This window comes from Fannyhessea sp. (assembly GCF_986145555.1).
On the sequence record NZ_CFRCNA010000027.1, the window covers coordinates 1 to 13799 of the forward strand.

Below are 13799 nucleotides of genomic sequence, written 5' to 3' on the forward strand. Positions count from 1 at the left end.
CTTTTATCAATATCGGCTTGCGAAGCCACAGGACCTTGTGCAATAAGAGCGTCAAATGCTTCTTTATCGATACCTTTAACTGTTGGTTGGTCTTGTGAGGGGGTAACATCTTGTGGTGTACAGGCTGCTTGGGATAATCCAACCAAACAGCATGCTCCGCCCAAACCTAAGCGAAGAGCTTGTCGTCTTGTGACCGAAGTGTTGAATAACGAAAACGCCATATTGCTACCTCCTTTTGCTTACATCTATAGGTTTGTATCCCAAACCTACAACAAAGCGTTACGAATACTTATATACCACCGTTATGCACACCAACGTGCACGTTCGCGCGAGACGCTCATAACGGCTACGGCGTATGGGATAATTATAGTACCCAACAAATATTGTATCCGTGTACACAAAACCATAATTTCCTAATCTGAAACGTTAAACTCACACGACCTACATGAACACGTAATAATTATGGATTTAGATACAATATTTAAGATATTTTATGGTATAATTATGCATAATTTGTATATAGACTGACGATATTATATAAGCCAAAAATACGCAGCAACGGCAATACCAAGCACAATTCGGTACCACCCAAAAATCGAAAAGTCGTGGCGTTTAATATAACTCATAAGAAACTTAACAACAGCCATAGACACTAAAAACGCCACCAAACAACCCATTGCAAGCGTAGCAGCTTCCATTGTTGAGAAGGTATTCCCCTTTATGAAAAACTTTACCAGGCGCAATCCAGACGCTCCTACCATAACAGGAACTGCTAAGTAAAACGTAAATTGCGCGGCAACACTGCGCGAACAGCCCATAAGCAGCGCTCCAATAATGGTAGAACCAGAACGCGAAGTACCTGGAATAATAGAGAGTACCTGAAAACATCCGATTCCAATAGTTTGTTTCCAGCTTAACTTATCTATAGCATGTGTGGTAATGCGTTTGTCTAAAAACGTGTGCTCACGCTGTTCGCGCTGTACTGCTTTTGCATGTTTACCCTTGTGTATAGCAAGATTGCTCTGCGAATCTTTGAGGCACAAAAACACAACACCGTATACCACGAGCGCGGCAGCAATGACAAACGGACTGCTAAGATGCTCGTCCATCCAATCGTCCAAAGGAATACCTATAACCGCCGCGGGTATACAGGCAACTATAATTTTTGCCCACAAAGTCCAAATGGAACTACGCTGCGCTTTGGTGAGTGTAAAAGCAAATGGGTTAAGCTCCTTAAAAAAGGACACGCACACCGCCAAAATGGCGCCAAGCTGTATAACTACCAAAAACATATGCCAAAAAGCTGGCGACACATCAAGAACTACAAATTTTTCGAGCAAAAGCATATGGCCTGTTGAGGAGATGGGCAGCCACTCGGTAATACCTTCGACAATTCCAAATAGCAATGCTTTTAAAAGCTCAATCACGGCAGGCATGGTACTCCTTATCCTCGCATAACAATTGCTTGTTGCTATAGCATAACTTTTACAGAACAATTTTTACCGTTAACAAAAATGTGACACAAAAAACGCTTAGAATCATATAAACTTGCACATAAAGATACCTCATGACCAGTATGTCTATATATGATGGTCGCGTACTTTAGGAGGATGTTATGGCTGTCCAACAACAAAGTGATCAAGAAAAGCTTGGCTACTCGACCATTTTCGTAGCACTTGATGGATGCGAACATCAAGATTACGTACTCCAAAAGGCGGCAGAATTTGCACGTAATTACCATGCTGAATTAGTTATCGGTCATGTTATAGACGCGTCTGCACTCGAAACCGCAAGTACGTATCCCGCCGATATTTTGCATGGGCTCGAAGAAGGTTTTAAGTCTTCAATAGCCAAACAGGTAGAAGATCTCAAAGCAGATAAAGACATACAAGGCGTACGTGTACTTATTCGCGCAGGTCGCATTCGTGAAACGCTTAAGGAAGATATGCTCGATATAGTAACCCCCGATTTAATTATCTGTGGCGCACGCGGACTTTCTTCAATTAAATATGCACTTCTGGGTTCAATTTCTACATTTTTAGTTAGATATCCCAAATGCGATACCCTTGTTATTAAGTAGATATCCATATATAAACATCCACATAATGTCCATGCTCACATGGAAAGTAGATGAGAGTGACATATTTAAGGTAATATATAAGGCGAACGAGTCTACAACGGATTACTAACAACCAGCACGTATGTTGAGTGCTGCAGTTACAGGAGATCATTACAATGCATAAAGCATGGTATGGTTTCACCTCTATCTTGTTGGCCGTTTGTGTCGTATGCTCATCTTCTTCTATGATATTTGCAGAGCAAACGGACGACAACACAGTTGATCAACTGCAACAAGAGGTGGAACAATCAGCAAAAGCTTTACAGCAAGCACAAGAACAGGCAACTCAAGCAGAGCAAAAAGTTCAAGAAAATAGTAAAAAATTACAAGAATTACAGCAAGAGCTGCCAAACCTTAAAGCACAAGCTGCTCATTCTATTCATACTATGTATAGAATGAGCAGGTCGAGCTCTTCTTTACTTGAGATGCTCTTATCGGCGCCAGATTTTAATAGCTTTATTTCACTTATGCAATATTTAAATATTATTCAAACTAAAAATAATGACGCTATAAGTAAATTGCTTGAAACCGTAAACGACGTTACAAGCACTCAAAAAGAACTTGAACAAGATAAACAAGAAAAAGACCAAGCGGTTGCGGATGCATCATCAACCATGAATAAGGCAATAGAGGCACGCACACGCGCTCAACAAGCAGCTGCTGCACGTGCAGAAGCAGAAGCGGCTGCCGCAAAAGCAGCCGAAGAAAAAGCACGTCAGGCCGAAGGTTCAACGTTTACAACAGCATCAGGCAATACCGCTACGGTAGACGCACCAAATTCACCATTATCACAGGTAAATATGGGTACTGATCGAGATTCATTTGTTGCTAAATGGGCAAGCCGTATCAATTCATATTTAAGCGGTTCTCCTCTTGCGGGACATGGACAAACCTTTGCCGAAGCAGCATGGGATAACGGCGTTGATCCTCGATGGTCGCCTGCGATCTCTACGGTCGAAAGCTCCAAAGGCGCGGTCTGTTTTAGACCGCATAATGCTTGGGGCTGGGGCGATGCGAGCTGGGGCGACTGGGACACGGCTATTAGAGCACATGTCTCGGGACTTGCGCGCGGATATGGCGGAGGACTTACCCCTTCTGCAGCGCGTAAATACTGCCCACCTAATCCCGACTTCTGGTACAGCCGTTGCAGCGAAGAAATGAGCCGTATATAGCGGCTAATAACAGCAGATTACAGACTCCACCCCTTTAATTGATGTTCCTGAACTCAAATTAAAGGGGTGGTTTTTGTTCTAAGGATCTCTGCTTTGGTCAGCTCATGGGCGGCGTTTTGAGCAACTTAATCTTGAGCAGGCTTGTTTTATACGGTTTCTCTTTGGCGTTTTTGGTGCATACGATCAAAAAGCCTATGCAGTTAAGAACACCATGATAATGATAAGCGCAAAGCCAAATAGCTCGCCAGGTGAAAACATCGTACCCATTACCAACGCAGCTGAAATTGTTGCGGCAAGCGGCTCACTTGTTCCTAGCATAACGCCTTTAACCGAGCCAACTTCCTTAACACCTTCAAGAAAGAGCGCGTACGCTCCAAACGTTCCTAAAACAACTGTAAAAACAAGATAGAGCGTTCCCGTTACCCCAAAATAAGGAATAGAATTCCACGGCTGCACATAACATGCAAGCATAAGACCTGCGCATAAAAATGCAAGACCATTCACGACAAAATTTCCGTAACGATTCATAAGCTTAATTGGCTGAATTGCCAAAATCGCGGCAGCGGTTGCACACGCCATACCCCACGCAAGACCTTCAAGTGGCAGCTTAAGCTGTGTTGGGTCACCACCTGTTGAAATAAAATATGTTCCAACAATAGCTAAGCACAAACCCCACGCTTCACGGCGGCGTGGCAGGCGCTTATTGGTAACGCAGACATAGAGCATAACTAAAACCACGCCTAAGTTTTGCAAAATAGTAGCAGTTGCCGAATTGGTCCAAAAAATTGCCTCAAGATACGACACTTGAGAAAGCAAAATCACATCAAACGCCATCACAACCATCATGATGAGCGCATGTTTTGAGTGAAGCGCGGCGCGTAATTGGCGCGGCGTTTGCCTATTGGCAAGGCCTAAAAACAATATTGCGGTAAAAATTTCGCGCACGCATGCCAGCCACATCGGAGTTACTGCATAGGTATCCATAATAACTTTAGAAAGTGTTGCGTTCATACCCCACAAACTTCCACCTAAAAGCGTAAGCACAATACCATACGCCAGTCGATGTTGTGCTTTCAAACGCATAAACGCGGGTTGCAACGTATCTGTATAATAAGACGCACACAAAGAGCGCCAACCATGTGACAGATGTTCTTCTACATGCTCTGATACAGCATTCACACGCTGACGATTCAACACTTCCTCCTCTTATGTGCGCGCCGTCACCAATCACTAAGCGCATATTTTATACAAGATTTTTTATATAAATACGTTTATAAACATATCGTAGTGTTTGCCCGCTTACTCAAACTTTTATCGACCTTCACAACATTCATATGTGAGGTTCACGAATAATCGGCGGTATGCTTGGCAATCCTGTACAATAACTTCAAAACATACATTCGATAAGGAGTGCACATGCATACCGTTCATGCACACAACCACGCTACTAACCATCAAAATAAATTAGATGCCCCTTTGAACGCACAACAGAGCGTACAAGATTTTACTCGTCCAATAGCTGAGCTTACCGTTGGAACAGTTCATCATAATTTTGAGGTTATAGACGTACAAGAGCTTTCCGAATTAAACGGATACGCATATATATTTACCCACAAGCCCTCTAAAGCTCGTGCGCTTTGGATCGCATGCGCGGATAATAATAAGTCGTTTACCATTGGTTTTAAGACACCTCCCACAGACTCAACTGGAGTATTTCACATACTTGAACACTCGGTACTTTGCGGCTCACAAAAATATCGTGTTAAGGAGCCCTTTGTTCATCTGCTTAAAACCAGCATGCAAACGTTTTTAAACGCAATGACGTTCCCCGACAAAACTATCTATCCAGTATCAAGTACCAACCAAAAAGACCTCATGAACCTCACCGATATTTATTTAGATGCAGTTTTGCACCCCAATATTTATCACGAGCCTCATATTTTTGAACAAGAAGGTTGGCATCTTGAAGCGCAAGACCCGCAAAGTCCATTTTCGTATAACGGAGTTGTTCTTAACGAAATGCGAGGAAGCCTATCCAACCCCGATACCATGGCTTATCACAAGCTCAACGAGGCCTTATTCCCCGATACCTGCTATAAATATGTGTCTGGGGGCGATATTAACCATATCCCCGATTTAAGCTATGAGGCATTTTTAGACGCACATGCACGTCATTACAAACTTGATAATAGCTATACCATTTTGTATGGCAACTTATCCATAGATGCCATGCTTAAAAAAATCAACGAACATTTTATGCGCGCAGATGAGCGTACACAACAAGCTCCTAACAAGCTAGAGCTTCAAAAGAGTGTTACGCCCAAGCTCACACAATTTACCATGAAAACAACGCCTGACAATGCGGTTATCAATCTTGGCTATGTGATTGGCACATATCAAGACAGAAACCGCGTTCTAGCGGCATCGATCATAAGCGATGTACTTTGTTCAACCAACGAAAGTCCTTTGAAAAAGGCAGTTTTAGACGCAGGATTAGGTAGCGACGTAAGTTGTGCCGTGGTAGACGGATGCTTACAGCCACAACTCATTTTCCAACTCAAAGGAGCACGCCCTCAAAGTGCGCATAAGTTTCGCGAGATTATCGAAACAAAGTGCGCGCAATATGCACAGACAGGACTTGATAAGGCTCGTATTCAAGCAGCACTTTCGCAAACCGAATTTATCCTACGTGAAGGCGACTGGGACAACTATAGCGACGGCGTTGCTATTTCAATTCAAGCTCTTAACGGTTGGTTATATAACGACGCAGGAGCACTTGATTATTTGCGCTATCAACACGGTATTGACGAGATGAAAGCAGGGCTCGAACACGGCTACTTTGAAAAGCTCTTGGAAAGCATTGTATGCAAAAGTACGCATAATGCCGAAGTTGAGCTCATTGCAGTAGCAGATACGGATACTACTGAAGAACAGAAATTACAAAAACTCAAAGATGCAAGCTCTGATGAAGAAATTGAACGGCTGATTGCTCATACGCAGGAGCTTAAACGTCTGCAGGAAACCCCAGATTCTCCCGATGCGCTGGCAACGCTGCCGCAACTCCACGTAAGCGATATTGACGCGGCGCCCAAAGAAACACCTGTTCAGCTTGGACATCACCACAATATATCCTATCTATATCATGATATTGCTACTCATCAAATTGCATATTTGTATGCTTATTTTGACCTAAGCTGTATTGCATACCGCGACATGTGTTATGTGGGCATTTTACAAGAAGTTCTTGGCAAGCTTTCAACTTCAACGTACAGTGCCGACGAACTTGACGTAGCCTGCGAACGCGAGCTTGGCGAATGTTCAGCGTTTTGCAGCATTTACCATAATTTTAGTGACCTCTCAAAGGTTTATCCCTACTTTGTTGTGCATGCAAGTGCACTGAGTGAGAATATCAACCACCTCATTGAACTGCCAAGCGATATTTGGTCGAACACACAATTTAGTGAACTTGATAAGATTAAGTCTTTGCTCACTCAACGCAAAATAAGCATGGAGCAGAGCTTCATTTCTTCTGGTCATGCATGTGTATCCGAAAGGCTTGCGTCTAGGCGCATTCCAAGTGCGGCGTTAGTAGATCAAATTGAAGGCGTTTCTCATTACATGTTCTTAAAAGAGCTTTTGGACAACTGGGAATCATCAAAACAAAGCGTGGCAGAAAAGTTGTCACAACTTGCGCAAACGCTTTTTACCGCAAACAATGTACAAGTGAGCTTTACCGGATCAAAAGAAGACTATCAGCGTTTTATAAGCCATCGCATGCAATTTGTAGGCGAGGGCTCGCCAAATGCAAGCGAGGAGCGCAGCTCTAAAAATGTATTGAGTATCCCTGCACTTCATCCACAAAACGAGGCGTTTATTATTCCCTCACACGTCAATTTTGTGGGCGCCGATTGCGCAGACGTTCATTTTGACGCAGAAACAATTGGCGCTTCACTTATAAGCGCGCGCGTTTTGTCGCTTGACTACTTATGGAATAATGTTCGCGTGTTAAGTGGAGCATACGGCTGCGGATTTACGCGCACAGCTTATGGGTATAGCCGATTTTGGTCATATCGCGACCCCTCTATTGACACAACACTTACAACCTATGCTAAAAGCTTTGAATGGTTGCGCGCATGGAATCCAACACAAAGTGAGCTTGAAGGCTATATTGTTTCGTGCACAGCGTCACTTGACGCGCCGATTAAACCCTACGCTCAAGCACGCCGCCAAGATTCTGAAATTTTAAGTCATAAACCCAAGAACTGGCAAGAAATGATTCGCACAAGTCAGCTCACCTGTACACGCAAAGACATACACGACCTTGCAACAAAATGGGTAGACGATGCCCAAAACATGAATGTATGCGTGTTTGGCTCGCAAGAAAGCATTGACGCATCCGATGTTGTGTTTGATAAGGTGGTCAAGCTCATCGACGCATAAACGCATATAAAGGATGTAGTTATAAACTCAACAGCATAAACGAGTTTTAAAAACCTACCTCAGCCAAATCACATGTGCTTAGGTAGGTTTTATTTTTTGAGTGAGTGAATGTGGTATTTCGTGTTCGTTATTTTTTGCGTGTTATTTTATGCGTGTTATTTTATACGTTTTATTTCATGCGTGTTATTCGTGCGTTTCATCTAAAATGTCACAATACGGCGGAACAACACGTCGTCACAGCACGATATTACAGCGCAATGTTACAGTGCGCCGTCACAGCGCTAATCCCACGTATGCGAGTCAAAAAGCGGATCATCGTGCCACAAAATAACGCGATTTTGCGCTAAAGATTGAGGTACATCTATTAAACGTTGATTGGCTGAACCCCTAAATCTCAGCGTTATATCTTTTTGAGCTTGAATAAAAGGGCCGTCAACTAAAACATCAAGCGTTTTAAGGATTCTCATGGTAAAAGGCGTATATTGGCAACCTCCAGGCATAAGCTGATCCCAGGTGTGACCGGTATACATCCATATACTTTTTTTAGGAAACAAATTGCGAACGCGTTCCATGAAGTCTACCAAACCCTCTTGATTCTCGGGCTCGGTAGGTTCTCCTCCCAAAACCGATAAACCGTCTATGTATACCGGCTTTAAGCTTTCGATAATAGTATCTTCAACGTCTTTGGTAAATGGAGTTCCCGCATGAAAATTCCACGCTGCCTCATTAAAACAAAACGGGCAATGCAGACGGCAACCAGAAACAAACAAAACGGTTCTTACGCCAGTGCCATTGGCAACATCGCAATATTTAATGGTGGCGTAATTCACATTCGTTCCTGTTCACTACATACCTAAATCTTGTAGAAAGCATCATTTGCATCTCATGGTTACATATCCGCATGCAAAATCAAAGCGCACCATCGCGCGCATACAAACAAAGCATGTTCTTCGCTCAAAAGCAAGGTTTACACCCTACTCAAAGACACGCTCAAACTGACAAAACGCTTTAAGACAAAGCGTGAAGGGTGTCTACCCTCCATTCCAACATATATAAATATCCCTCCCAACAGCACTCATGCGTCTTAGGAGGGATACATCTTGTGTTTATAAGTGCAACACGCGATCTTTTATCTCTTGGGTACGACCTTGATTCCAGAACTGTGTTCCAATATATCCGCAGGTACGACGCGCAACATTCATTTTAGTCTGATCCCTATTCTTGCAGTTGGGGCATTCCCAAATAAGTTTTCCGTCATCTTCTTTAATTTGGATTTCCCCATCGTAACCACAATTTTGGCAATAGTCGCTTTTGGTATTAAGCTCGGCATACATAATATTTTCGTAAATATACTGAATTACACGAATAACAGCTTCCAAATTATCTTGCAAGTTAGGAACCTCAACATAAGAGATTGCTCCTCCTGGTGACAAACGTTGAAATTCGCTTTCAAATTTAAGCTTAGTAAACGCATCAATTTTCTCACGAACGTTCACATGGTACGAATTAGTAACATATCCATGATCGGTAATGCCCTTAATAATACCAAATCGCTTCTGAAGTGCTTTTGCAAACTTGTATGTAGTGGACTCAAGTGGCGTGCCATACAGCGAGTAGTCGATATTTTCTGCTTGTTTCCATTCGTCGCACTTATCATCCATGCGTTGCATAACCGCAAGTGCAAATGGAGTTGCCTCTTTATCGGTGTGACTGTGCCCGGTCATATATTTAACGCATTCATACAAACCAGCATATCCCAGCGAAATAGTAGAATATCCATCGTAGAGCAGCTTATCTATAACTTCGCCCTTTTTAAGGCGAGCAAGCGCTCCATATTGCCACAAGATAGGCGCCGCATCTGAAAGCGTTCCACACAAACGGTCATGACGACAACGAAGCGCACGATGGCAAAGCTCCAAACGCTCGTCAAATATCTTCCAGAACTTGTCCATATCGCCGCCCGAAGAAAGCGCAACGTCAGGAAGATTGATAGTTACAACTCCTTGATTAAAGCGTCCATAATACTTTGGCTTACCCTCAACATAGTTTTGAGCATTGGCAATGTTGTTGTAGCCACCTTTGGAACGATCGGGCGTTAAAAATGAACGACATCCCATGCAGGTAAACACATCTCCATGCCCCACTTTTTCACCTGTAGAAAGCTTATACTCGCGCATCTTTTTCTCGGAAATGTAATCTGGAACCAAACGACGCGCAGAACACTTTGCAGCTAATTTTGTAAGATAGAAATACGGATCGTCTTCATGGATATTGTCGTCTTCAAGCACATAAATCAACTTAGGGAATGCAGGAGTAATCCATACGCCTGCCTCATTCTTTACGCCTTGATAGCGTTGCTTGAGCATTTCTTCAATACACAGCGCCAGGTCTTTCTTTTCTTGCTCGTTGCGCGCCTCGTTAAGATACATAAATACGGTAATAAAGGGCGCTTGACCATTGGTAGTCATAAGCGTAACAACTTGATACTGAATAGTTTGCACACCACGTGAAACCTCTTCACGCAGGCGCTTTTCAACCAAATCGTTAACTTTATCTTCATTGGGTTGAGCCCCAATAAGTTCAAGCTCGGCTAATACCTGACCACGTATTTTTTTACGAGATACCTCAATAAAAGGTGCTAAATGAGCAAGGGAGATAGACTGACCGCCATATTGTGACGATGCAACTTGAGCTATGATCTGCGTTGCAATGTTGCAGGCAGTAGAAAAGCTATGTGGTTTTTCGATCATAGTTCCCGAAATAACCGTGCCATTTTGAAGCATGTCATCAAGATTAACCAGATCGCAGTTGTGCATGTGCTGAGCATAATAATCAGCATCATGAAAATGGATGAGTCCATCTTTATGCGCTTGAACAACATCTTGTGGCAACAGCTCACGCATTGCCAGATCTTTTGAAACCTCTCCTGCCATGTAATCACGCTGAACCGAAACAACGGAAGGATTCTTGTTGGAATTTTCTTGCTTAACTTCTTCGTTATTTGATTCAATAAGTGACAAGATGGTGTCGTCTGTTGTATTGCGGTGACGCTTTTGTGCTTGTAAGTAACGATAAATGATGTACTTACGTGCAACACTAAAATGGTTAAGCGCCATAATTTGGTCTTCAACCATATCCTGAATTTCTTCAACTGTAACGGTATGACCGGCATTTTTGCATAGATCTTCTACGTTAAGAGAAGCAAAGGTAATCTCGCGCTCGGTTAAGCGTTCGTCTTCGGGGACTTCTTTATTAGCTGCAGAAATAGCGTTTATGATTTTGTGAAGGTTAAACTCCACCTCAGAACCATTGCGCTTAATAATCTTCATGACTGCTCCTCAACGCAAAAAATAAAAGTTTATGTACATTAAATTTTGCACAGACTCATAAGGTATGCTTTGTGTGCGTGTTCTATCTTGCCACAACCTGTAGTGTTAATGCAAGCAAATTTCCCCAATATCTTGTGAATTTTTCTTTATTTTGGGTCTTGACAAAAAAGTTTATATGGAAGCTCCTGTTCAATGCTTGTTATTTGCTTAGGTGCACGCGCGACATCAGAAAAAATTTACAGAGTTACCATATTCAAAATAACCATATTCAAGATGGTCACAATTGTGCCAACCACCGAAATTGCAAACATTATTCTTATGTACAAACTTTGACGATATGCCCATATCTACCACACGTATTAGATGTTCTGTATGATTGAACTACATGTCAATCTATTACACACTATACGCGAGCTTATCAAAACTATAAAAAGCACGACGTAGAAGTACATCGTAGGTAACCTACGATAAAGGAGAATTCGTGAAACCTTGGAAAAAACTTTCGGGTATTAAAGCAGCTTTTTTTGATGTAGACGGAACACTATTTAGCCACACAACCAATAGTGAACCTGCCTCCGCAATTCACGCTGTTAAAGAGCTTAAACGCCGCGGCATTATGCCAATTTTAGCAACAGGTAGACCAACGTACATGCTTGATATTATAGACACCACCCCATTTGAGGCTGCCATTACCATTAACGGACAATATTGCCTCGCACAAGACAAGGTTTTATATTCATGCCCTATTAGCAAGCATGATATAGAAATTGTTGTTGCCCAAGTTAAACAGGGTTTATATTCTTGCCAATTTCAAGAACTTGATTGCTATTACGTAAGCGATCGCAGCCAGCGTGTTATAGATATGGAGCAGTTTGTCAATCAGCATTACGAAATTCGCGATGTATCACGCGCACTTACACACGATGTCTTTCAGTTGAATGCCTATCTTTATCCAGGCGAAGAGCATCTAATGTTTGACAAAACGCACGATTTAAAATATGCGCGTTGGGCTGATAAGTATATTGATGTTATGCCTTGCGAAGGCGGAAAATCCAAAGGCGCACGCATTATGCTTGAACATTTTAATTTGAGTGCAGACGAAGTTATCTGCTTTGGTGACGGTGGCAACGATATAGGTATTTTTGATGTCTGCGCACATAGCGTGGCTATGGGAAATGCCCAAGATTGTATTAAAGATAAAAGCGAATTCATCACGCATGATATTGATGACGATGGTATTTATTTTGCATGCAAGCAACTAGGATTTATCTAATCATGCACAAGAAATGACTACCATGTGCACAAACGCGCGCGTGAGTTATAGTAAAGCATAAGCATAGTACGCTTATAGTATGGGAGGCAATGTACGCCATGGCAATCACACCTCAAGAAGTATATGAAACTCAAACAATGGTTCACCAACAAAATCTTGACTTGCGCACCATAACCATGGGTATTTCTTTACATGCCTGTGCTGATGAAAATATCTCGCGCATGTGCACTAAAATATACGATCGCATTGTTTCTAAAGCAGAGCACCTGGTAGACGTTGCAAGCGATCTTGAGCGTGAATACGGCATCCCTATTGCAAATAGACGAATTTCGGTTACACCACTTGCCTACGTAGCCGCTGCGTGCAAGGACAAAGATCTTACTCCTCTTGCACAGTGCCTCGATAGAGCTGCCGAAACGTTAGGCGTTGATTTTATCGGAGGATTCTCCGCGCTTGTTCATAAAGGTATTGGCGAAGCAGACATGCGCCTTATTTCTAGTATTCCAGACGCGCTTGCAGCTACAAAACATGTATGCTCCTCGGTAAACGTAGCAACTTTGCGCGCGGGAATCAATATGGACGCTGTGTGGCTTATGGCACAAACTATTAAGCGCTGCGCCGAGCTCACGCGTGACAATCAATGCTTGGGTGCCACAAAGTTGGTGGTTTTTTCAAACATGGTTGAAGACTCACCCTTTATGGCAGGAGCCGTACACGGCGGCGGTGAAGCCGACTGCGTTATCCACGTAGGCGTATCGGGGCCTGGAGTTATGCATGCGGCGCTCCAAGAACTACCTCAAACGGCTTCAATTTCTGAGGTTGCCGAGGTAATTAAACAAACGGCATTCAAAATTACACGAACTGGCGAGCTTATGAGCCGCGAGGCAGCAAAACGTTTAGGCGCCGTTAAAGGAATTGTTGATCTATCGTTGGCACCAACTCCGCAAGCAGGAGATTCGGTGGCTCAAATACTAGAAACCATTGGCGTAGGTCAATGCGGAGGGCCGGGAACAACCTGTGCGCTTGCACTGCTTAACGACGCAGTTAAAAAAGGCGGAGTTATGGCAAGCTCATTTGTTGGCGGCTTATCAGGAGCATTTATTCCCGTATCTGAGGATGCGGGCATGATCAAAGCCGCTCAAACTGGTGCGCTCTCCATAGAAAAGCTTGAGGCTATGACATGCGTATGTTCGGTAGGACTTGATATGATTGCTGTCCCTGGCGACACCTCAACAGAGGCTATTGCTGGTCTTATCGCCGATGAAATGGCAATCGGCGTTATTAACAACAAAACAACTGCAGTGCGTGTTATTCCAGCGCTTGGAAAAAAGGTGGGCGACATGCTGGAATTTGGTGGATTATTTGGTTCAGCTCCTGTTATGAAACTCAACACGTTTGCAGGAAATGTTTTTGCGCATCGAAAAGGTCAATTCCCTGCGCCTTTAAACTCACTTAAAAATTAGAAA

9 protein-coding genes and 1 pseudogene are annotated in these 13799 nt (G+C 43.0%); 5 read left to right on the forward strand and 5 right to left on the reverse strand.

The window, feature by feature from the left end:
• A pseudogene (locus AC5GD6_RS05350) lies at window positions 1–221 on the reverse strand (ABC transporter substrate-binding protein); the annotation flags it as partial.
• Between the two features lie 312 nt (window positions 222–533).
• The gene (locus AC5GD6_RS05355; RefSeq protein ID WP_491846402.1) at window positions 534–1436 is read right to left on the reverse strand and encodes an undecaprenyl-diphosphate phosphatase; all 903 of its coding nucleotides are present in this window, start codon (window positions 1434–1436) and stop codon (window positions 534–536) included.
• A gap of 179 nt (window positions 1437–1615) precedes the next feature.
• Between AC5GD6_RS05355 and AC5GD6_RS05360 the strand changes: the two genes are divergently transcribed.
• Entirely contained in the window at window positions 1616–2080 is a 465-nt protein-coding gene (locus tag AC5GD6_RS05360; RefSeq protein WP_006302442.1) for a universal stress protein, read from the forward strand.
• 155 nt (window positions 2081–2235) lie between these two features.
• Complete coding sequence (locus AC5GD6_RS05365) at window positions 2236–3291, forward strand: coiled-coil domain-containing protein (protein ID WP_491846403.1); 1056 nt, start codon at window positions 2236–2238, stop codon at window positions 3289–3291.
• A gap of 192 nt (window positions 3292–3483) precedes the next feature.
• On the opposite strand, the gene AC5GD6_RS05370 is transcribed toward AC5GD6_RS05365, so the two are convergent.
• The gene (locus AC5GD6_RS05370; RefSeq protein WP_491846404.1) at window positions 3484–4485 is read right to left on the reverse strand and encodes a DMT family transporter; all 1002 of its coding nucleotides are present in this window, start codon (window positions 4483–4485) and stop codon (window positions 3484–3486) included.
• 222 nt (window positions 4486–4707) lie between these two features.
• Between AC5GD6_RS05370 and AC5GD6_RS05375 the strand changes: the two genes are divergently transcribed.
• Window positions 4708–7731 carry an insulinase family protein gene (locus AC5GD6_RS05375; protein ID WP_491846405.1) on the forward strand — a complete coding sequence of 1008 codons (3024 nt, stop codon included), beginning with the start codon at window positions 4708–4710 and terminating at the stop codon, window positions 7729–7731.
• A gap of 281 nt (window positions 7732–8012) precedes the next feature.
• On the opposite strand, the gene nrdG is transcribed toward AC5GD6_RS05375, so the two are convergent.
• Both nrdG and nrdD read right to left on the reverse strand, forming a co-directional pair.
• Window positions 8013–8561, reverse strand: a complete 549-nt coding sequence (gene nrdG, locus AC5GD6_RS05380) for an anaerobic ribonucleoside-triphosphate reductase activating protein (protein WP_048596344.1) — start codon at window positions 8559–8561, stop codon at window positions 8013–8015.
• A gap of 276 nt (window positions 8562–8837) precedes the next feature.
• Entirely contained in the window at window positions 8838–11060 is a 2223-nt protein-coding gene (gene nrdD, locus AC5GD6_RS05385) for an anaerobic ribonucleoside-triphosphate reductase (RefSeq protein ID WP_416432215.1), read from the reverse strand.
• A gap of 481 nt (window positions 11061–11541) precedes the next feature.
• On the opposite strand from nrdD, the gene AC5GD6_RS05390 reads away from it, so the two are divergent.
• Together AC5GD6_RS05390 and AC5GD6_RS05395 are read left to right on the forward strand one after the other, a co-directional pair.
• Window positions 11542–12333, forward strand: coding sequence for a Cof-type HAD-IIB family hydrolase (locus AC5GD6_RS05390; protein WP_464362104.1), 792 nt, complete (start codon window positions 11542–11544; stop codon window positions 12331–12333).
• 98 nt (window positions 12334–12431) lie between these two features.
• A complete protein-coding gene (locus AC5GD6_RS05395) occupies window positions 12432–13796 on the forward strand; it encodes a PFL family protein (RefSeq protein ID WP_464361438.1) in 1365 nt (454 codons plus the stop codon).
• The last annotated feature ends 3 nt before the right edge of the window (window positions 13797–13799 follow it).